Source organism: Salmonella enterica subsp. enterica serovar Typhimurium str. LT2 (assembly GCF_000006945.2).
Taxonomy (GTDB): domain Bacteria; phylum Pseudomonadota; class Gammaproteobacteria; order Enterobacterales; family Enterobacteriaceae; genus Salmonella; species Salmonella enterica.
The window spans coordinates 2,194,314-2,214,034 of the sequence record NC_003197.2 but is presented as its reverse complement, the minus strand read 5'-3'; the positions used below and the strand labels follow the sequence as shown (position 1 = coordinate 2,214,034).

Annotated in this window: 15 protein-coding genes and 19 other annotated features; of the genes, 12 read left to right on the top strand and 3 right to left on the bottom strand. The window is 53.4% G+C overall.

Features of this window, described 5'->3' with window-relative positions:
* Nucleotides 1-193: 193 nt before the first annotated feature.
* Nucleotides 194-1,560, bottom strand: a protein-coding gene (gene yegD / locus STM2125) for a putative heat shock protein (Hsp70/DnaK) (RefSeq protein NP_461070.1). Within the gene, nucleotides 194-1,546 belong to an annotated coding region; the region does not span the whole gene.
* Nucleotides 1,514-1,522, top strand: a -35 signal (putative -35_signal for alkA; RegulonDB:STMLTH004525). It overlaps the preceding gene by 9 nt.
* Between yegD and alkA the strand changes: the two genes are divergently transcribed.
* The gene (alkA, locus tag STM2124; RefSeq protein ID NP_461069.1) for a 3-methyl-adenine DNA glycosylase II occupies nucleotides 1,514-2,549 on the top strand. Within the gene, nucleotides 1,680-2,549 belong to an annotated coding region; the region does not span the whole gene. The two genes, yegD and alkA, sit on opposite strands and share 47 nt — an antisense overlap.
* Nucleotides 1,530-1,538, top strand: a -10 signal (putative -10_signal for alkA; RegulonDB:STMLTH004525). It overlaps the preceding gene by 9 nt.
* Nucleotides 1,555-1,560: a ribosome-binding site (putative RBS for yegD; RegulonDB:STMS1H002270), on the bottom strand.
* Nucleotides 1,643-1,663: a protein binding site (putative binding site for Ada, RegulonDB: STMS1H000001), on the top strand.
* Nucleotides 1,668-1,673, top strand: a ribosome-binding site (putative RBS for alkA; RegulonDB:STMS1H002269).
* Here alkA and yegE read toward each other — a convergent pair.
* Nucleotides 2,517-5,513, bottom strand: a protein-coding gene (gene yegE / locus STM2123) for a putative PAS/PAC domain protein (protein ID NP_461068.1). Within the gene, nucleotides 2,517-5,507 belong to an annotated coding region; the region does not span the whole gene. The two genes, alkA and yegE, sit on opposite strands and share 33 nt — an antisense overlap.
* Nucleotides 5,508-5,513: a ribosome-binding site (putative RBS for yegE; RegulonDB:STMS1H002268), on the bottom strand. (Overlaps the previous gene by 6 nt.)
* A 309-nt stretch (nucleotides 5,514-5,822) precedes the next feature.
* Nucleotides 5,823-5,828 (top strand) — a ribosome-binding site (putative RBS for udk; RegulonDB:STMS1H002267).
* Between yegE and udk the strand changes: the two genes are divergently transcribed.
* The 3 genes from udk to asmA all read left to right on the top strand — a co-directional run bounded on the left by udk (nucleotide 5,823) and on the right by asmA (nucleotide 9,046).
* Nucleotides 5,823-6,479, top strand: a protein-coding gene (udk, locus tag STM2122) for a uridine/cytidine kinase (RefSeq protein ID NP_461067.1). Within the gene, nucleotides 5,838-6,479 belong to an annotated coding region; the region does not span the whole gene. (Overlaps the previous feature by 6 nt.)
* 76 nt (nucleotides 6,480-6,555) lie before the next feature.
* Nucleotides 6,556-6,561, top strand: a ribosome-binding site (putative RBS for dcd; RegulonDB:STMS1H002266).
* Nucleotides 6,556-7,151, top strand: a protein-coding gene (dcd, locus tag STM2121) for a dUTPase (RefSeq protein ID NP_461066.1). Within the gene, nucleotides 6,570-7,151 belong to an annotated coding region; the region does not span the whole gene. (Overlaps the previous feature by 6 nt.)
* Nucleotides 7,152-7,180: 29 nt before the next feature.
* Nucleotides 7,181-7,186, top strand: a ribosome-binding site (putative RBS for asmA; RegulonDB:STMS1H002265).
* Nucleotides 7,181-9,046, top strand: a protein-coding gene (asmA, locus tag STM2120; RefSeq protein ID NP_461065.1) for a suppressor of ompF assembly mutants. Within the gene, nucleotides 7,190-9,046 belong to an annotated coding region; the region does not span the whole gene. It overlaps the preceding feature by 6 nt.
* Before the next feature lie 85 nt (nucleotides 9,047-9,131).
* Here the strand turns inward: asmA and yegH are convergent.
* The gene (gene yegH / locus STM2119; protein ID NP_461064.1) for a putative inner membrane protein occupies nucleotides 9,132-10,729 on the bottom strand. Within the gene, nucleotides 9,132-10,712 belong to an annotated coding region; the region does not span the whole gene.
* Nucleotides 10,724-10,729: a ribosome-binding site (putative RBS for yegH; RegulonDB:STMS1H002264), on the bottom strand. It overlaps the preceding gene by 6 nt.
* A gap of 530 nt (nucleotides 10,730-11,259) precedes the next feature.
* Nucleotides 11,260-11,268: a -35 signal (putative -35_signal for wza; RegulonDB:STMLTH004524), on the top strand.
* On the opposite strand from yegH, the gene wza reads away from it, so the two are divergent.
* The 8 genes from wza (at nucleotide 11,260) to wcaE (ending at nucleotide 19,719) form a co-directional block, all read left to right on the top strand.
* Nucleotides 11,260-12,526 (top strand): putative polysaccharide export protein gene (wza, locus tag STM2118; RefSeq protein NP_461063.1). Within the gene, nucleotides 11,387-12,526 belong to an annotated coding region; the region does not span the whole gene. Its footprint overlaps the feature before it by 9 nt.
* Nucleotides 11,279-11,287 (top strand) — a -10 signal (putative -10_signal for wza; RegulonDB:STMLTH004524). It overlaps the preceding gene by 9 nt.
* Nucleotides 12,520-12,525: a ribosome-binding site (putative RBS for wzb; RegulonDB:STMS1H002263), on the top strand.
* Nucleotides 12,520-12,981 (top strand): putative protein-tyrosine-phosphatase gene (wzb, locus tag STM2117; RefSeq protein ID NP_461062.1). Within the gene, nucleotides 12,532-12,981 belong to an annotated coding region; the region does not span the whole gene. The genes wza and wzb overlap by 7 nt, the downstream gene beginning before the upstream one ends.
* Nucleotides 12,967-12,972: a ribosome-binding site (putative RBS for wzc; RegulonDB:STMS1H002262), on the top strand. Its footprint overlaps the gene before it by 6 nt.
* The gene (gene wzc, locus STM2116; RefSeq protein NP_461061.1) for a putative tyrosine-protein kinase occupies nucleotides 12,967-15,137 on the top strand. Within the gene, nucleotides 12,978-15,137 belong to an annotated coding region; the region does not span the whole gene. Before wzb ends, wzc begins: the two co-directional genes overlap by 15 nt.
* A 73-nt stretch (nucleotides 15,138-15,210) precedes the next feature.
* Nucleotides 15,211-15,216 (top strand) — a ribosome-binding site (putative RBS for wcaA; RegulonDB:STMS1H002261).
* Nucleotides 15,211-16,066, top strand: a protein-coding gene (gene wcaA, locus STM2115; protein ID NP_461060.1) for a putative glycosyl transferase. Within the gene, nucleotides 15,224-16,066 belong to an annotated coding region; the region does not span the whole gene. (Overlaps the previous feature by 6 nt.)
* Nucleotides 16,054-16,059: a ribosome-binding site (putative RBS for wcaB; RegulonDB:STMS1H002260), on the top strand. (Overlaps the previous gene by 6 nt.)
* Nucleotides 16,054-16,557, top strand: a protein-coding gene (gene wcaB, locus STM2114) for a putative acyl transferase (RefSeq protein NP_461059.1). Within the gene, nucleotides 16,069-16,557 belong to an annotated coding region; the region does not span the whole gene. The genes wcaA and wcaB overlap by 13 nt, the downstream gene beginning before the upstream one ends.
* Nucleotides 16,543-16,548 (top strand) — a ribosome-binding site (putative RBS for wcaC; RegulonDB:STMS1H002259). It overlaps the preceding gene by 6 nt.
* Nucleotides 16,543-17,771 (top strand): putative glycosyl transferase gene (gene wcaC / locus STM2113; RefSeq protein NP_461058.1). Within the gene, nucleotides 16,554-17,771 belong to an annotated coding region; the region does not span the whole gene. Before wcaB ends, wcaC begins: the two co-directional genes overlap by 15 nt.
* Nucleotides 17,739-17,744: a ribosome-binding site (putative RBS for wcaD; RegulonDB:STMS1H002258), on the top strand. Its footprint overlaps the gene before it by 6 nt.
* Nucleotides 17,739-18,960 (top strand): putative colanic acid polymerase gene (wcaD, locus tag STM2112; protein ID NP_461057.1). Within the gene, nucleotides 17,746-18,960 belong to an annotated coding region; the region does not span the whole gene. Before wcaC ends, wcaD begins: the two co-directional genes overlap by 33 nt.
* Before the next feature lie 4 nt (nucleotides 18,961-18,964).
* Nucleotides 18,965-18,970: a ribosome-binding site (putative RBS for wcaE; RegulonDB:STMS1H002257), on the top strand.
* The gene (gene wcaE / locus STM2111; protein ID NP_461056.1) for a putative transferase occupies nucleotides 18,965-19,719 on the top strand. Within the gene, nucleotides 18,973-19,719 belong to an annotated coding region; the region does not span the whole gene. (Overlaps the previous feature by 6 nt.)
* Nucleotides 19,720-19,721 lie beyond the last annotated feature (2 nt).

Genomic DNA, 19,721 nt, shown 5'->3' with positions numbered 1-19,721 from the left:
CCTCCCGAGGAAGGGGCCAAAATAAGGAAAGGGTTATGATGAAGGTAGTCATCATACTGGTGATACTCTTAGTGATTAGCCTACCAGCTTACTAAGACACCAGGGGGAGGAGGAATCCTCCCTTACCCTCACTCCTGACGTTAAGCCACATCAAGAATAATGTCAATCCATCAGCGCTGGGCTTGCGAGGCGCTTAGCGGAAAACGACCTCCGCCCAGCGCGCCAGTCCTGCGGTGACGGAGCCGAAATCATCGCCGCCAGCGACGGGTATGCCCGGTAACTGTTCGGAAAGCGCTTTTTTAATCAATGGCGAACGGGCGCTGCCGCCGGTCAGATAGATGACATCCGGTTTTTCCTGCGCGCTGTCCAGCGCCAGTTGCACCTGTTCCAGAATGCGCGTCAGCGGTTGATCCAGCGCCGCTTCCAGTCCTTGCTGGCTGATAGCGACCGCCAGGTCGTCGCTGATAAATGGCAGCCTCGCCGTAACATCCGCCTGGCCGGAAAGGGCGATTTTGCTCTCTTCCGCGCAGCGTACCAGGCGGTAGCTAAGCCGCTGACGCCAGACCTTGAGCAGCAACGCGACCTTGTCTGCTTCACGCGCGTTGCGAACCAAATCGTTCAACAGACGACCATTCGCGCTACTGTAAAAATCGCTTTGCGCCGGGACGTCGTTAATCGCGACGGCGTTCCACCACGGCAGCACCGGCAGGGCGATACCTTTTTCGGTTTCGCCGCCCATGCCCAGCAAAGGCATCAGATTTTTAAAGGCCAGCGCGATATCCAGATCGTTTCCGCCCACGCGGCAACCGCTGTGCCCCAACAGGCTGTTTTCACGATCGGCGCGCTGACGCCACTGCGGCCCCATCAGCAGCATGGAGCAGTCGGTGGTGCCGCCGCCAATATCCACGACCAGCACACGCTTCTCTTCCCGCAGCGTAGCCTCGTAGTCCAGGCCCGCCGCAACCGGTTCGTACTGGAATACCACCTCCTGAAAACCGGCGCGTTTTGCCGCCCGCTCCAGAATACCCTGCGCCTGGCGGTTCGCGTCATCGCCGCCCAGTCCCTGAAAGTTGATCGGGCGACCGATCACTGCCTGGGTAATGGCCTCCGGCAATTGGCTGTGCGCCGTATGACGAATATGTACCATCATGGCGCAGACTAAATCTTCAAACAGCGCGACCTGCTGCGGTTTCAGGCCGCTGGCGCCTAAAAAGGATTTCGGCGATTTGACAAACCAGACCTCCTGGGGATCGTCAATATAGTGCGCCAGCGACGCCAGACCAAACTGTACGCTTTGCGCGCCAACCTCAATATCTTCCTCGCGGTTGTAGCGTATCGCGCGGCGTAGCAGCGCCTGGGTTTCTTCGTCCGTTGCCGGCACATCATGATGGCGATACAGCCACTCGCTCACCGCTTCGCGCGTCGGCGCGCACAGCATAGACGGCAGTAATGCGCTGTTATTCTCCATTGTCAGCAACTGTGGATGCCCGTCGCGCATAATGGCGACCGAGCAGTTTGCCGTACCGTAATCAAATCCGATAAACACCTTAAAATCCCCATGCCAGTGAAGAAGGGGCGTGACTTTAGCGAAATGTCGTCGCGGCGACAACTGGAATATGAAAGCAAGGCGTTACGTGCGATTAGCGTTTATGCTGAAAGGTCAAATAAAGGAGAAAAGTATGTTTACCCTGAGCTGGCAGCCGCCTTACGACTGGTCGTGGATGTTGGGCTTTCTTGCCGCGCGTGCGGTGGACGGCGTGGAAACAGTAGGCGAGGGCTTTTATGCGCGCAGCCTGGTGGTGGGCGAGCATCGCGGACTGGTCAGCGTGAGGCCCCATCTGCCCACCCACACTGTGCAGGTTAGCGTGAGCGCCGGATTACTTCCCGTCGCGCCGGCGTGTCTGGCGAAAGTTTCGCGTCTGTTTGATCTTGACTGCCAGCCCGCGCAGGTTGCCGCCGTGCTGGGGCCACTGGGCGAGGACAGACCGGGGCTGCGTTTACCGGGATCGGTTGATACGTTTGAACAGGGCGTGCGGGCGATACTGGGGCAACTGGTGAGTGTCGCGATGGCGGCAAGGTTGACGGCGAAAGTGGCGCGCCGCTATGGCGAGGCGTTGCCGGATGCGCCCGATTATGTCTGTTTTCCCGGTCCGGAAACGCTGGCGTTGGCCGATCCGCTGGCGCTTAAAGCTCTGGGGATGCCGCTGCGGCGCGCCGAAGCGCTGATTCATCTGGCGCAGGCGACGCTGGCGGGAAAACTGGCGCTCGCCGCGCCGCCGGATATTGAGCAGAGCGTTAAAAATTTACAAACGTTTCCGGGAATTGGCCGCTGGACGGCGAACTATTTCGCCCTGCGCGGTTGGCAGGCAAAAGATATCTTTTTGCCCGATGATTACTTAATTAAGCAGCGCTTCGCCGGGATGACGCCCGCGCAGATCCGTCGCTACGCGGAGCGCTGGAAACCGTGGCGTTCCTACGCGCTACTGCATATCTGGTATACCCACGGCTGGCAACCGTCAATGGATAGCGAAATAGCTGGTATTCAGTAACAAATCCAGCGGTTGCGCTTCGGCGATAGTGTCGCCATAAATCAGATCCACGCCAATACGGGAGAGCGTATCCAGCACCTGTGGGTTTTGTACCGGCCCGGCGAGCGTTTTGATGTCCAGATGCTGGGCGTGTCCCTGGATGATCGAGGTCAGCATTTCATCCATTAAACTTTCATGAACGTTGGCGATAAGGTCGCTATCCAGCAGTAAATAATCGACGATATGCAGGGGCAGTAAATTAAACAGCTGTAAATCGCGCCCGACATGGCTGAGAATCACCTGGCAGCCGCGTTGCCGCAGTTTTCGCAGAGTCGCAGCGGCGGTCTGCGCCTGCTTAACGATAACGTCAGCCGGGATAATCAGGTGTAATAACCGTGGCGGCAGTGGACTATGCTCCAGTTGTTCCAGCAGCTCATCAATAAGGGTCGCGCTGTATAATCCCGCGGCGGACAGCGGCAGCGCAACGCTTAATCCCTTGCTGGCGACGGCGGTCGCCGCATGGTGGAAAAACTCATGGAATACCCGTCGGTCAAGCGCGTGATGCAGCGCGGAGTCGGCTAACCCTGCCCGGAACGCGCGCTCTTCCATCACTTCCCCTTCGCTGGTCCACAGCCTGAGTGAGACCAGCCAAAAGCTGGTGGCCTCCGGCGTACGCGGCGGCGCGACGTTTCTGGCAAGCATCAGCAGGTGGTTATTTTTAATCATATGCCACTGTTCTTCCAGCGGCATCATTCCCTTTGAGGAGGTTAATGCGTGCTGCGGTTCGTACACGGTCAGACGGCCTCGACCGCTATTTTTCGCGGCGTAGCAGGCAATATCGGCCTGAGACACGACCTCTGTGAGCTGGCAGTTATGTTCATTTATCATTGTGATCCCGGCGCTGGCGCCGATCCGATGCAGGCGTCCTTCCCACATAAAGTGATACTCATTAATGGCGTTGATAAGCCGCGTCGCGATAAAGCGCGCGCTGTCACTATTACAATCCGGCAGCAACAGGCCAAACTCATCGCCACCCAGACGGGCCAGGAGATCGCCGGATCGAAGCATACTGAGCATCAGTGACGCGAGCTCACGCAATAAGGCATCGCCGGCGGCATGTCCCGCGCTGTCGTTAACCGCTTTAAAACGGTCCAGATCGATAAACACCAGCGCATGATGTTGAGGCGATTCCTGTATTGTTTGCAGGCGCTGTTGAAGCTGTTTTTCAAAACTGGCGCGGTTGGCAAGTTGGGTGAGGGCGTCATGCGTTGCGCTGTAGCTGAGCTGGCGTAACATTTTTCGTGATTCGGTAACGTCCTGGATAACCAGAACCGAACCAATCTTATCGCCATCAAGCGTACTGAGCGGCGTGATACTGTAATGAATATCGTAGCTGCCGCCGTTATGACAATGGAGCACTATCTCCTGTTCCATGTCCGATCGCGACCTGTCGGCGCGATAAATATCCTCCAGCAGCGGCCCCTTATCACCTGACGTAATGCGCAGAACCGTTAATAATGGCGTGCCTAAAGCATCCTCTTGCCGCCAGCCGCTCATCTTCTCGGCGATCGGGTTCATAAAGGTGATATTCATCGCGACATCAATACACACCACCGCTTCTCCGATAGAGTCAAGCGTGATGTGCAACCGTTCTTTTTCCTGAAACAGCGCCTCGTTCGCCTGTGTAATACGCTCCATCAACCGCTGGTTTTCCTGCTCGCTTTGCTTGAGATCGTTAATGTCTTCAATCTGAGCAATAAAATAGAGAGGTTTATTGTCTTTATGACGAACCAGTGAGACGGCCAGCAGCGCCCAGACGACATCGCCGTTGCGGGTGTAGTAGCGTTTTTCCATGGAATAGCTGTTGATGTCGCCGCGCACCAGCATGTTTAGCTGTTCAAGGTCGTTATTCAGGTCTTCCGGCCAGGTCAATTGCTGAAATGTCATCGTGCGTAATTCATCCTGGCTATAGCCAAGAAAATGGCTCAGAGATTTATTGACCTGTAGCCACTGACCCTCCGTACCGACCAGCGCCATACCAATGGCGGAATACTCCATCGCGTTGCGAAAGCGGGATTCGCTCTCGGTGATATGTTTACGCTCCGTGCGAAACGCGTACATCACCATCGTCATCATATTGGCAGGCAGCAGGATCATTAAAAAAGGCAGCCACGGCATATTGACCATCACGTCGGTTTTCGGCGTGGCGAGCAGCGTGGGGTCATTGGCCAGCATGAGCGAGACCACGATAACGGTAGCTAAAAAAATTAAAAACGCCTCCATTCGCGGCAGGCGCACCGCACTCCACATCAACAGGACGATAACGCACGTAAACGGCCACGGAATATAGCGCATAGCGAGCCAGCTTAGCGCCAGCGTAATGACCAGCGTCAATAGCGTTTCCAGCAACAGATGCGGGTCGCGATGACGCAACAGATAGTGTGGTTTAAACAGTAAACCTAACGGCACCAGCGTCAGCGCGCCGATGGCTTCCGATAATACCCAAATCAGAAACGCTTTCGAGGCGACCGCTTCCGGCGCTATTAGCCAAAATAATAGGCCGCCGAGTAGCGGCGGAATCACGGCGCTGCCGATAGCCAGACGAAACCAGTCATTCAAATTTTGTAAGGGGTTGTAGCTGGGGAGCAGTTTTCGCAGCAGTATCGCGCCAGTGGCCGCCTCGATAATATTTATTGCCGTCCAGCTAAAGTTAAGCGAGGCGGCAGGAAATAAAGTCAGTGAGGCGCCGATGCTGCCGAGCGAGCAGGCGACCGCGATCCCTGGCCACAGACGGCCCGCATGGCGGTAAAACGCGACCATCATAATGGAGGTGGGGAACCACAGCGGCGCGAGTTGGGTGCCGACACGCGATAATACGAGCGAAAAGAGCGTAAAGACAAACGCGACCAGGCCTAAACTGACCAGACGCAATAGCGGGTGGGGGACGGTAACGAAAACATGTTGGGATGGTTTACTCATTACCACTCTATCCGAATCGCCGGTAACGTCGCGGAATACCGGACGCGTCAGTTTACTCTGTGATTATGCTAGTATAAACGCGTAATGATTTATACGCTGGCTGAATATAAATTGTGGCTCCCGGCGTATTCCTCCTCCAGACGGGTCGATAAAACCGCTGCCCGCGTTAAAACTGAACGCTTTTACGTCGCGACGTCGAATGCGCCGCCAACAAATTCACCGTGGCATAGCGCCGGACTGGTATCGCGCTGCTGAAATCCCTATAATTGCCGCGTTTGGCGTTTCGGCGCCCCCCTTCCTTACATCCAGGTTAATCAGGTCGCTAAATTTATGACTGATCAGTCTCATCAGTGCGTCATTATCGGTATCGCTGGCGCATCGGCTTCCGGCAAGAGTCTTATTGCCAGTACCCTTTACCGCGAATTGCGTGAACAAGTGGGTGACGAACATATTGGCGTTATTCCCGAAGACAGTTATTACAAAGATCAAAGCCATCTGTCGATGGAAGAACGCGTAAAAACTAACTATGACCATCCGAATGCGATGGATCACAGCCTGCTATTTCAGCATCTTCAGGCGCTCAAGCGCGGTTCGGCGATTGAATTACCGGTATACAGTTATGTTGAGCATACCCGTATGCAGGAAACGGTTCGCGTAGAACCGAAGAAAGTGATTATTCTTGAAGGTATTCTGTTACTGACCGACGCGCGTTTGCGTGAAGAGATGAACTTCTCTATTTTTGTCGATACGCCGCTGGATATCTGTTTGATGCGCCGTATCAAACGCGATGTGAACGAGCGTGGTCGCTCAATGGATTCGGTGATGGCGCAATATCAGAAAACGGTGCGTCCGATGTTCCTGCAATTTATTGAGCCTTCCAAACAATATGCGGATATTATCGTGCCGCGCGGCGGTAAAAACCGCATCGCTATTGATATTCTGAAAGCGAAAATCAGCCAGTTCTTTGAATAAATCTGGCGAATTGTGTACCGTTCAGTGATAACCTGGTTAGCCCTTGATGTGCTTGATTTAAGGGCTTGATGCGCGAAAGGAGAAAGTGCCATGCGTTTATGCGACCGAGATATTGAAGCCTGGCTGGATGAAGGCCGTTTGTCTATCACCCCGCGACCTCCCGTAGAGCGCATTAACGGCGCGACGGTCGATGTACGTCTTGGCAATAAATTTCGAACCTTCCGTGGCCATACGGCGGCGTTTATCGATCTGAGCGGGCCTAAAGATGAGGTCAGCGCGGCGCTGGATCGCGTGATGAGCGATGAAATCGTTTTGCCGGACGGCGAGGCATTTTATCTGCATCCGGGCGAGTTGGCGCTGGCCGTTACCTTTGAATCCGTTACCCTGCCGCCGGATTTAGTGGGCTGGCTGGATGGTCGCTCCTCGCTGGCGCGTCTGGGGCTGATGGTGCATGTGACGGCGCACCGTATCGATCCCGGCTGGTCGGGCTGCATTGTGCTTGAGTTTTACAACTCCGGGAAGCTGCCGCTGGCGTTGCGTCCGGGTATGCTCATCGGCGCGCTGAGTTTTGAGCCGCTGTCCGGCCCGGCGGCGCGGCCTTATAACCGCCGTCAGGATGCCAAATATCGCGATCAGCAGGGCGCTGTCGCCAGCCGGATTGATAAAGACTGAGCCATTCGGCGCAATACTGCCGGTCCATTGAGGGTAGCATGAGACGATTTCTGACGACGCTGATGATTCTCCTGGTCGTGCTGGTGGCCGGATTCTCTGCGTTGGTATTGTTGGTCAATCCGAATGATTTCCGCGCCTATATGGTGCAGCAGGTTGCCGCGCGTAGTGAATATCAGTTGCAACTTGACGGGCCGCTGCGCTGGCACGTATGGCCGCAACTGAGTATCCTTTCCGGGCGAATGACGCTAACGGCGCGAGGCGCCAGCGAACCGCTGGTGCGGGCTGACAATATGCGCCTGGATGTTGCTTTATGGCCGCTATTGAGTCATCAGCTTCATGTTAAGCAGGTGATGCTGAAAGGCGGGGTGATTCAACTGACGCCGCAAACGGAAGCGGTACGCAGCGATGATGCGCCGGTCGCGCCGAAAGATAATACCTTGCCGGACGTAGCGGAAGATCGCGGCTGGTCGTTTGATATTCGTAGCCTGCGCGTTGCCGACAGCGTGCTGGTTTTCCAGCATGAAAATGATGATCAGGTCACGGTGCGCGATATTCGTCTGAATATGGAACAAGATGCCGAGCATCGCGGCACGTTTGATTTTTCGGGACGCGTGAACCGCGATCAGCGGGATCTTGCTTTATCGTTCAGCGGAACGGTGGATGCTTCCGATTACCCGCATAATTTAACCGCGGGTATTGAGCAACTGCGCTGGCAATTGCAGGGCGCGGATCTACCAGCGCAGGGGATTGAGGGGCAGGGACAATTGCAGGCGCAGTGGCAGGAGGCGCAAAAACGTCTTTCATTTAACCACTTAAATTTAACGGCGAATGACAGTTCTCTGACCGGGCAAGTTCAGGTAACGCTGGCGGAGCAGCCGGAATGGCAAATTGACCTCCAGTCCAGCAAGCTTAATCTGGACAACCTGTTGCCGCATCATAGCGCCGTGGCTCAGACAGGCGGCGCGGTGTCGCAGGGGCAAAATACGCTCCCCCTGACCAGGCCAGTTATCGCGTCGCGTGTTGGTGCGCCGCCTTATCAGGGGCTGCAAAGCTTTACGGCGGAGATTGCTTTACAGGCGGATTCAGTTCGCTGGCGGGGAATGGACTTTACCCAGGTTTCGACGAAGATGTCTAATCAGGCCGGATTGCTGGATATTACTGATTTGCAGGGGAAACTGGCCGACGGAGAGATGTCGCTGCCCGGCACGCTGGACGCCCGCACCGCCAGTCCGCGCATCGAATTCCACCCTCGCCTCAACCATGTTGAGATTGGGACTATCCTGAAAGCCTTCAATTATCCGATTAGCCTGACCGGTAAGATGTCGCTGGTTGGCGATTTCTCCGGGGCGGATATTGACGCAGAGGCATTTCGCCATAGCTGGAAAGGAAAAGCGCATGTTGACATGAGCAATACGCGCCTTGAAGGAATGAATTTCCAGCAACTGGTGCAGCAGGCCGTAGAGCGAAGCGGCGGCGACGCGCAGCAGTCGCAGGAAAATATGGACAACGCGACCCGACTGGATCGCTTCACGACCGATCTGACGCTAAATAAGGGCACGCTGACGCTCGACGACATGGTCGGGCAATCTTCTATGCTGGCGTTAACCGGCAGCGGAACGCTGGATCTGGTTAAGCAGAGCTGTGATACACAATTTAATCTGCGTGTGCTGGGCGGCTGGAACGGCGATAGCAACCTGATCACCTTCCTGAAAGAGACGCCGGTGCCGTTGCGCGTCTATGGCAAGTGGCAGGAGCTGAACTATACCCTGCAAGTGGATCAGTTATTGCGTAAGCATTTACAGGATGAGGCGAAGCGTCGGCTCAATGACTGGGCGGATCGCAATAAAGATACCCGCAACGGTAAAGATGTGAAGAAGCTGCTGAATAAGCTGTAGTTTTTGGCCAAAGGGCAGAGCCGGATGGCGAGGCTAACGCGCCTCCGGCCTGCCTGGTAAGCAGACCGGGGCAGGCGAACAGACGTTACATCTCCTGGTCTGGCTCGCCGTTATGCAGCGGAATTAACTGCACTTTCTGCACTCGATGGCTTTCTACCTGCAATGTTTTCAGCAAATAATCGCCCACCTGAACCTCTTCACCGGTTTGCGGTATGCGTTGCAAATATTCCATCAATAATCCGGCAATCGTATGGTATTCCCGTTTTTCATCCAGCGGTAGCGGCACGTACTGCACCAAATCCTCCAGCGGCATATGGCCGTTTGCTGTCCAGGAACCGTCCGGGTTCTTCTGAATATCGTGGCGGGCGTCAATTTCCTCGACTTCATTCGGCAGATTACCGGCAATAGTCTCCATGACATCGCTTAATGTCACAATGCCTTCAACCGAGCCAAACTCATCTACGACAAAGGCAAAATGGGTTCTGGCGTTACGGAACTGCTCCAGCGCAGGCAGCAGCGGCAATGTTTCCGGGAAAACCAGCGGTTGGCGAATCAGCGCCCGCAGGTTGAGCGGTTCGCCGCGCAGCGATTGTTGCAACAGATCGATGACGTGGACGACGCCGAGTAAATCTTCCTGTTCATTTTCACCCGTCACGACCAGACGCGTATGCTGGTTCTTTTCCAGCAGAGCGCGGATTTCCGCTTCCGGCGCGTTGAGATCGATATGCTCGATATCGTGACGCGACGTCATGATGCTACTTACGGTGCGCTGGTTGAGATTCAGCACCCGCTCAATCATCCTGCGCTCCTGCGGATTAAAAATCTGGCTGTCGTCATGGTCTGCCAGCATCGCGGCGGTTTCCGCATCCAGTTCGGCATCCTCTTTTTTACCGCTAATCAGCCGCATCACGGCCTCCGTTGTGCGCTGGCGCAGCGTATGGTTAGCGGAAAGAAAACGGCGGCGGTTAAAAATAGCCAGTTGGTTGAGCGCCTCGATCATCACCGAGAAGCCGATAGCCGCGTACAGATACCCTTTCGGAATGTGGAAACCAAACCCTTCCGCCACCAGGCTAAAGCCGATCATTAGCAGGAAGCTAAGACACAAAATGACAATGGTGGGATGGTTGTTCACAAATCGGGTCAGTGACTTGCTGGCGAGCAGCATCAGGCTAATGGCGATTATCACGGCCGCCATCATGACCGCCAGGTGATCGACCATCCCCACGGCGGTAATCACGGAGTCGAGAGAAAAGATAGCGTCCAGCACCACGATTTGCGCGACCACCGCCCAGAATTTCGCCCCCTTACGCTGGGTAGGGTTGGCGCTATCTTTCCCTTCCAGCCGTTCGTTGAGCTCCATGGTGGCTTTAAAGAGCAGGAAGAAGCCGCCGAACAGCATAATCAGATCGCGGGCGCTAAAGCTTAACGCCTGTACGCTAAAAAGCGGCTTAGTCAAGGTGACCAGCCACGAGATTGACGCCAGCAGCAGCAGGCGCATGATCATCGCCAGTATCAGGCCGGTAATGCGCGCGCGGTCGCGCTGCCCCGGCGGTAGTTTTTCAGCGAGGATGGCAATAAAGACCAGGTTATCAATGCCGAGAACAAGTTCGATAACGATTAACGTTACCAGTCCGGCCCAGATTGACGGATCGGCAATCCATTCCATAGTAAGAGCAATACCTTCTGTAATATGACAATTGTCACAATTCGATCATGGATAATACGGCGGAAAAATGCAATGCCGCAGCGCAATTTATCTTTGTTACGCGGCTATAAAATAACTTTAAAATAGCCGTAATGTTTCTGTCAGAAACTAAATAATGTCAAGAATATATTTAGGAAATATCGCAGGTGGAGTGGAGTAAATAAATATTGTCAACATCAATAAAATCCTAAAATCATCTGTTAATTCATTTAATATTAATCTTAAAAATATAGAATGGCGGGTTTGTTACCTTGCCTGTCATTAGGTTAGCTGCAACAATTCTTGCAGGATTAAGATAGCGCGCTTAAATATCCTGTCACGACATCGAGAAAACTATTAATACGTAACCTTTATTTCGCTGAAGATTTTTATCTGAACGAGGATAAAATCTGAGGGGAATGCGAAAATTTAGAATAATCAGTGTATTGGTAGCTAAGAAGCCAGGGGCGGTAGCGTGCCTGAAAGCCTGAATATAAGCCTTTATTATTCTGTCAATAGCCTGCGGATGAATTGATTTTTTTTCAGAATGATGCCAGTTAATTTTCTCTGCTATTAACTGCAAGGTAAATGTGCACGGACGAAGCCGCTATTTAAATTGCACAGGATAATGACTCTGCCAAAGTGATAAATAATCAATGATGAAATCCAAAATGAAATTGATGCCATTATTGGCGTCGCTCAGCTTGATAAGTGGTTGCACAGTACTTCCGGGCAGCAATATGTCTACGATGGGGAAAGATGTGATCAAACAGCAAGACGCTGACTTTGATCTCGACCGGATGGTCAATGTGTATCCGCTGACGCCACGGTTGGTTGAGCAATTACGCCCGCGGCCCAATGTCGCGCAACCGAATATGTCGCTGGACCAGGAGATCGCCAGCTATCAGTATCGCGTCGGGCCTGGCGATGTGCTGAATGTCACCGTCTGGGATCACCCGGAATTGACCACGCCAGCAGGCCAGTACCGTAGCTCAAGCGATACCGGCAACTGGGTACAGCCGGACGGCACCATGTTTTATCCCTACATTGGCAAGGTTAGCGTCGTCGGTAAAACTTTGTCAGAGATTCGTAGCGATATTACCGGGCGTTTAGCGAAGTACATTGCGGACCCGCAGGTGGATGTCAATATCGCCGCTTTCCGCTCGCAAAAAGCGTACATCTCCGGCCAGGTGAATAAATCCGGTCAGCAGGCTATTACTAACGTACCGCTAACCGTCCTGGATGCGATTAACGCTGCGGGCGGCCTGACCGATATGGCGGACTGGCGCAACGTCGTGTTGACGCACAACGGCAAAGAACAGCGCATTTCGCTACAGGCGCTGATGCAAAATGGCGATCTTAGCCAGAACCGCTTGCTCTACCCTGGCGACATTCTGTATGTGCCGCGCAATGACGATCTGAAAGTCTTTGTCATGGGCGAAGTGAAAAAACAGAGCACCCTCAAAATGGATTTCAGCGGCATGACGCTCACCGAAGCATTAGGCAATGCGGAAGGCATTGATCTGACCACCTCCAACGCCAGCGGCATTTTTGTGATTCGTCCGTTGAAAGGCGAGGGGGGACGCGGCGGCAAGATCGCCAATATCTACCAGCTTGATATGTCTGACGCCACGTCATTGGTGATGGCGACGGAATTCCGACTTCAGCCTTACGATGTGGTGTACGTCACGACCGCGCCGGTTGCTCGCTGGAACCGTCTGATCAATCAGTTGCTGCCAACCATTAGCGGTGTCCGTTATATGACGGATACGGCCAGCGACATTCATTCCTGGTAATCGTTATGTTTAACAAAATCTTAGTGGTCTGTGTGGGGAATGTTTGCCGTTCCCCGACGGCGGAACGTTTGCTAAAACGCTTTCATCCCTCGCTGACGGTTGCGTCCGCAGGATTAGGCGCACTGGTCGGCAAAGGCGCCGATCCTGCGGCGGCGAGCGTGGCGAGCGCCCACGATCTGTCTTTGGAAAATCACTGCGCAAGGCAAATTTCCGCGCGTCTGTGCCGGGAATATGACCTGATTCTGACGATGGAGAAACGTCACATCGCCGCCCTGTGCGACATTGCGCCGGAAATGCGCGGCAAGGTAATGCTGTTTGGTCACTGGGACAGCGAGCGTGAAATACCGGACCCGTATCGCAAAAGCCGCGATGCGTTTGAGGCGGTGTACACATTACTGGAAAGGTCTGCCCGCCAGTGGGCGCAGGCACTGAATGCAGAGCAGGGAAAACCATGACAGAAAAAGCAAAACAATCTGCGGCGGTTACGGGTAGCGATGAAATCGATATCGGGCGCCTGGTCGGAACGGTGATTGAAGCGCGTTGGTGGGTGTTGGGGACGACGGCCATATTTGCGCTGTGCGCGGTAATTTATACGTTCTTCGCCACGCCCATCTATAGCGCCGATGCGCTGGTACAGATTGAACAAAACGCCGGTAATTCGCTGGTACAGGATATCAATAGCGCATTAGCGAATAAGCCGCCGGCTTCCGATGCGGAAATTCAGCTCATTCGATCGCGCCTGGTGCTGGGGAAGACCGTTGACGATCTGGATCTGGATATTGCCGTCACCAAAAACACCTTTCCGCTGTTCGGCGCCGGGTGGGAACGGCTGATGGGACGTCACAATGAAATGGTGAAAGTCACGACATTCACCCGACCAGAGACGATGAGCGGACAGATCTTCACCCTCAAAGTGCTGGGCGACAAACGTTATCAGTTGGTTAGCGACGGCGGATTTAGCGCGCAGGGCGTTGTGGGCCAGCCACTCAATAAAGACGGCGTGACGATGCGGGTAGAGGCGATTGACGCCCGTCCTGATACAGAATTTACGGTGAGTAAATTCTCAACGCTTGGCATGATTAATAACCTGCAAAATAACCTCACCGTAACGGAAACCGGCAAAGATACCGGCGTTCTGAGCCTGACGTTCACGGGAGAGGATCGCGACCAGATCCGCGAAATTCTCAACAGTATTACCCGTAACTATCTGCAACAGGATATTGCGCGGAAATCTGAAGAGGCGGGGAAGAGCCTGGCGTTTCTGGCAAAACAACTGCCGGAAGTCCGCAGCCGTCTGGATGTGGCGGAAAACAAGCTAAACGCTTTCCGCCAGGATAAAGACTCGGTGGATTTACCGCTGGAGGCGAAGGCGGTGCTCGATTCGATGGTTAATATCGACGCCCAGTTGAATGAGTTGACGTTTAAAGAGGCGGAAATTTCCAAGCTCTTTACCAAAGCGCATCCGGCTTACCGCACCCTGCTGGAAAAACGTAAAGCGCTGGAAGATGAAAAAGCCAAACTGAACGGGCGGGTGACGGCAATGCCGAAAACCCAGCAGGAGATTGTGCGTTTGACCCGCGATGTGGAGTCCGGCCAGCAGGTCTATATGCAACTGCTTAATAAACAGCAGGAGCTGAAAATCACCGAAGCCAGCACCGTTGGCGACGTGCGCATCGTTGACCCGGCGATTACCCAGCCGGGCGTGCTGAAGCCGAAAAAGGCGTTGATTATTCTCGGCAGCATTATTCTGGGATTAATGTTATCGATTGTCGGCGTGCTGCTGCGCTCGCTGTTTAATCGCGGTATCGAAAGCCCGCAGGCGCTGGAGGAGCACGGGATCAGCGTCTATGCCAGTATTCCGCTGTCGGAATGGCAAAAAGCGCGCGATAGCGTCAAAACCATTAAAGGAATTAAGCGTTACAAGCAGAGCCAACTGCTGGCGGTGGGCAATCCGACCGATCTGGCGATTGAGGCGATTCGCAGCCTGCGCACCAGCCTGCATTTCGCCATGATGCAGGCGCAAAATAATGTACTCATGCTCACAGGCGTCAGTCCCTCTATCGGCAAAACCTTTGTTTGCGCCAACCTGGCGGCCGTCATCAGCCAGACGCATAAACGGGTATTACTGATCGACTGCGATATGCGTAAGGGCTACACCCATGAACTGCTCGGCACCAATAACGTGGACGGCTTATCTGACATTCTGGCGGGCAAAGGCGAGATAGCCTCCTGCGCGAAACCCACGGCGATCGCTAATTTTGATCTTATTCCGCGCGGTCAGGTGCCGCCTAATCCATCGGAACTGCTGATGAGCGAGCGCTTCGGCGAGCTGATCGCCTGGGCAAGCAGCCGCTACGATCTGGTATTAATCGACACGCCGCCGATTCTGGCCGTGACGGACGCCGCGATTGTGGGTCGCCACGCCGGGACGACGCTGATGGTGGCGCGTTATGCCGTCAACACCTTAAAAGAGGTGGAAACCAGTCTGAGCCGTTTTGACCAGAATGGCATTCAGGTCAAAGGCGTCATTCTCAACTCCATTTTCCGCCGGGCGACGGGCTACCAGGATTATGGCTATTACGAGTATGAATACCAGTCAGATTCCAAATAAAAAATAAGGCGTGCCGGATGGCGCGGCCTGAGACTGTAGGCCGGACAAGCGTAGCGCCATGCGGCAAAACTATCTGGGGAATAAGCATGACAACAGACAATCCGCTGATCTCAATTTATATGCCAACCTGGAACAGGCAGCAGTTGGCTATCCGGGCGATTAAATCAGTACTACGTCAGGACTACCGTCACTGGGAGATGATCATCGTGGATGATTGCTCTTCATCTTATCAGCAGCTACAACAATTTGTTGAGGAGCTGAACGACCCGCGCGTCCGTTATACCCATAACGCCAGGAATACCGGCGCCTGCGCGGTTCGCAACCAGGCCATTATGCAGGCGCAAGGGCACTACATTACCGGTATTGATGATGACGATGAATGGACGCCAAACCGTCTGAGCGTGTTTCTGGCCCATAAACACCAGTTGACTACGCACGCCTTTTTGTATGCCAACGACTATGTGTGCGAGGGCGAGGTCTACTCTCAGCCTGCCAGCCTGCCGCTGTATCCGAAATCCCCTTATTCGCGCCGCTTATTCTACAAGCGCAATATTATTGGCAATCAGGTTTTTACCTGGGCCTGGCGTTTTAAAGCGTGTTTGTTCGATACCGAACTCAAGGCGGCGCAGGACTACGACATTTTTCTGCGCATGGTGGTGGAGTATGGCGAACCGTGGAAAGTCGAAGAGGCGACGCAAATTTTACATATCAACCACGGCGAGATGCAGATTACCTCTTCGCCGAAAAAGTTCTCCGGCTATTTCCATTTTTATCGTAAGCACAAAGATAAATTCGATCGCGCCAGTAAAAAATACCAGCTTTTTACCCTGTACCAAATTCGCAATAAGCGAATGACCTGGCGCACGTTGCTGACGTTGCTCTCCGTGCGTAATAGCAAACGTCTGGCGGCCGGGCTGCGGGGGCGATAACGATGCTGGAAGACTTACGCGCGAATAGCTGGAGCTTACGCCCCTGTTGCATGGTGCTGGCCTACCGTATCGCTCATTTTTGTTCCGTCTGGCGCAAAAAGAATGTGCTGAATAATCTGTGGGCCGCGCCGGTGCTGGTGCTGTATCGCGTGATCACGGAATGCCTGTTCGGGTATGAAATCCAGGCCGCCGCGACCATTGGTCGGCGGTTCACTATCCATCATGGTTACGCGGTAGTGATCAACAAACATGTCGTCGCCGGCGACGATTTTACCATTCGCCACGGCGTCACCATTGGCAATCGCGGCGCGGACAGCCTGGCTTGTCCGGTGATTGGTAACGGCGTTGAGCTGGGGGCGAATGTCATCCTGCTTGGCGATATTACTATCGGTAATCACGTCACGATTGGCGCGGGTAGCGTGGTGCTTGACAGTATTCCGGATCATGCGCTGGTGGTGGGAGAAAAAGCACGGGTGAAGGTCAGCACATGAATATTCTGCAATTTAATGTACGGCTGGCGGAAGGCGGCGCGGCGGGAGTGGCGTTGGATCTCCATCTGCGGGCGCTGCAAAAAGGGCTGACGTCGCATTTTGTTTATGGTTATGGCAAAGGCGGAAAAAAAAGCGTCAGCCACCACCGTTATCCGCAGGTGATAAAACAGACGCCGCGCGGCACGGCAATCGCTAATATCGCGCTGTTTCGTTTCCTGAATCGCGATCTGTTTGGCAATCTCGACAATCTTTACCGCACGGTTATCCAGACATCCGGCCCGCTGGTGCTGCATTTTCATGTTCTCCACAGTTACTGGCTAAACCTGGCGGACATCGTGACGTTTTGCGAAAAAGTCAAAGCGCAAAAACCAGACGTCACGCTGGTCTGGACGTTGCACGATCACTGGAGCGTCACCGGGCGTTGCGCCTTCACCGACGGTTGCGAGGGCTGGAAAAGCGGCTGCCAAAAATGCCCGACCCTAAGCAATTATCCGCCGGTTAGGGTGGATCGGGCGCACCAGCTTATTGACGGCAAACGTCAGCGCTTTCGGGACATGCTGCGGCTGGGCTGCCGGTTTATTTCGCCGAGCCAGCACGTGGCCGAGGCCTTTAACAGCGTTTATGGCGCGGGGCGCTGCCAGATTATTAACAACGGTATCGATCTGGCGACCGAGGCGATTCTCGCGCAGCTATCACCTGTGCCGCTGAATCCGGGAAAACCGCGAATTGCCATTGTGGCGCATGACTTGCGTTATGACGGCAAAACTGACCAGCGTCTGGTACACGACATGATGGCGCTGGGCGAAAAAATTGAACTGCATACCTTCGGTAAATTTTCGCCTTTTACCGGCCAAAACGTTGTTAATCACGGTTTTGAAACCGATAAGCGCAAATTAATGAGCGCGCTCAATGAGATGGATGCGCTGGTCTTTAGCTCGCGGGTCGATAACTATCCGCTGATCTTGTGTGAAGCGCTCTCGATCGGCGTACCGGTAATCGCCACCCACAGCGAGGCGGCGCAGGAGGTGCTGGCGAAATCCGGCGGCCAGACTTTTGCCGCTACAGATGTACTGCGCCTGGCGCAGCGGCGTAAGCCAGAGATTGCTCAGGCGGTATTTGGCGCCACGCTGGACGCCTTTCGTATGCGTAGCCGCGTCGCGTACAGCGGTCAACAGATGCTGGAGGAGTATGTCTCGTTCTATCAGAATCTGTAGCTATCTGCTGCTGCCGCTGATCTACCTACTGGTCAATGTCAAGATTGCCCAACTGGGGGAAAGCTTTCCCATTACCATCGTCACTTTTTTACCGCTGTTGCTGCTGTTATTTGTGGAACGCATTAGCGTAAAAAAATTGATGATCGCCTTAGGCATCGGCGCGGGGCTTACGGCATTTAACTTCCTGTTCGGCCAGTCGCTGAATGCCGGTAAATATGTCACGTCCACGATGCTGTTTGTCTATATTGTGGTCATTATCGGGATGGTCTGGAGTATCCGATTCAAAACCATTTCCGCGCATAACCACCGAAAGATTTTGCGTTTTTTTTATCTGGTGGTGGGTATGGTGGTCGCGCTCGCCGCGGTGGAGATGGCGCAAATTATCCTTACCGGCGGCAGCAGTATTATGGAAGGAATTTCGAAATATCTCATTTACAGTAATAGCTACGTACTGAACTTCATAAAATTTGGCGGTAAGCGTACCACTGCGCTTTATTTTGAACCGGCATTTTTCGCTTTGGCACTAATCTCAATTTGGCTGAGCATCAAACAGTTTGGTATCAAAACACCGAAAAGCGATGCTATGATTCTGGCAGGGATAATATTATCAGGATCATTTTCAGGGGTAATGACCTTTATCCTGTTTTACCTTCTGGAGTGGGCGTTCCAATATTTGAATAAGGATGCGATAAAGAAAAAACTTCCACTGGCGCTGGTCTCATTAACCCTGTTTTTGGTTGGGGTAATTATTGCATTTCCTTATATCGCGACACGACTTGGCGATTTAGGGACGGAAGGCTCATCTTCTTATTATCGTATTGTGGGCCCCTTAGTCATGGTCGGATATTCCTTGACCCATATTGATGGTGTAGTCAGATTTGGCTCACTTTATGAATATGTTGCATCATTCGGAATCTTTAACGGTGCGGATGTCGGGAAAACCATAGACAATGGATTGTATCTACTGATTATTTATTTTTCCTGGTTCGCAGTGCTAATGACGCTGTGGTATATGGGGAAAGTTTTAAAAATGGCGCTAAATGCGTTTGGCGATAATCGCAATTTTCGGGTGCAGCTCTATCTTTTTACGCCGGTGTCGCTGTTTTTTACCGGTTCAATATTTAGCCCGGAATATGCTTTTTTAATCGTCTGTCCGTTCATTTTGCGCAAGGCGTTAAAAATTTCATAACGGGGTGGTTGCATGTTTTTAAGCGTCGTTACCGTCGCCTTTCGCAATTACGAAGGGGTGGTAAAAACCTGGCGCTCGCTGCGCAATCTGGCGCGCGATCCGGGTCTGTCATTTGAATGGATCGTAGTGGATGGCGGTTCGGAGGACGGCACGCGCGAATTTCTGCGAAAACGTCACGGTGAGTTTAACCTGCGTTTTATCAGTGAAAAGGATCGCGGTATTTATGATGCCATGAACAAAGGCATTGCCTTGGCGCAGGGGCGCTATACCCTGTTTCTTAATTCCGGTGATGCGTTCCATGATGATGCCGCGCTGTTTGTCCGCCAACTGGCGCGACAAAAGGGCGAGGCGATGTATATTGGCGACGCGCTGCTGGATTTTGGCGGCGGGCATAAAATACGCCGGAAGGCTAAACCCGGGTATTATATCTACCATAGTTTGCCAGCCAGCCATCAGGCGATATTTTTCCCGACGGCAGCGTTAAAAAAGTATCCTTATGATCTGCAATATCATGTCTCTTCAGATTATGCGCTGGCGGCCCGTCTCTATAAAGCAGGCTATCCTTTTCGGCGAATTAACGGACTGGTATCTGAATTTTCAATGGGCGGCGTGTCAACCTCGAATAATCTGGAATTATGTCAGGATGCAAAAAACGTACAGCGAAAAATATTACGTGTGCCAGGATTTTGGGCGCAATTATCCTATTTATTACGTCTGAAAACGACGGGTAAAACAAAAGCGCGGTATAACAAAGTCTAATC

Excerpts from the sequence above, each read along its gene's own strand:
- wcaC (NP_461058.1), top strand. The coding sequence starts at position 16,554 with ATGAATATTCTGCAATTTAATGTACGGCTGGCGGAAGGCGGCGCGGCG.
- yegH (NP_461064.1), bottom strand. The coding sequence starts at position 10,712 with ATGGAATGGATTGCCGATCCGTCAATCTGGGCCGGACTGGTAACGTTA.
- wcaD (NP_461057.1), top strand. The coding sequence starts at position 17,746 with ATGTCTCGTTCTATCAGAATCTGTAGCTATCTGCTGCTGCCGCTGATC.
- yegE (NP_461068.1), bottom strand. The coding sequence starts at position 5,507 with ATGAGTAAACCATCCCAACATGTTTTCGTTACCGTCCCCCACCCGCTA.
- wcaE (NP_461056.1), top strand. The coding sequence starts at position 18,973 with ATGTTTTTAAGCGTCGTTACCGTCGCCTTTCGCAATTACGAAGGGGTG.
- alkA (NP_461069.1), top strand. The coding sequence starts at position 1,680 with ATGTTTACCCTGAGCTGGCAGCCGCCTTACGACTGGTCGTGGATGTTG.
- wza (NP_461063.1), top strand. The coding sequence starts at position 11,387 with ATGATGAAATCCAAAATGAAATTGATGCCATTATTGGCGTCGCTCAGC.
- wzb (NP_461062.1), top strand. The coding sequence starts at position 12,532 with ATGTTTAACAAAATCTTAGTGGTCTGTGTGGGGAATGTTTGCCGTTCC.
- wcaB (NP_461059.1), top strand. The coding sequence starts at position 16,069 with ATGCTGGAAGACTTACGCGCGAATAGCTGGAGCTTACGCCCCTGTTGC.
- dcd (NP_461066.1), top strand. The coding sequence starts at position 6,570 with ATGCGTTTATGCGACCGAGATATTGAAGCCTGGCTGGATGAAGGCCGT.
- wcaA (NP_461060.1), top strand. The coding sequence starts at position 15,224 with ATGACAACAGACAATCCGCTGATCTCAATTTATATGCCAACCTGGAAC.
- asmA (NP_461065.1), top strand. The coding sequence starts at position 7,190 with ATGAGACGATTTCTGACGACGCTGATGATTCTCCTGGTCGTGCTGGTG.
- udk (NP_461067.1), top strand. The coding sequence starts at position 5,838 with ATGACTGATCAGTCTCATCAGTGCGTCATTATCGGTATCGCTGGCGCA.
- wzc (NP_461061.1), top strand. The coding sequence starts at position 12,978 with ATGACAGAAAAAGCAAAACAATCTGCGGCGGTTACGGGTAGCGATGAA.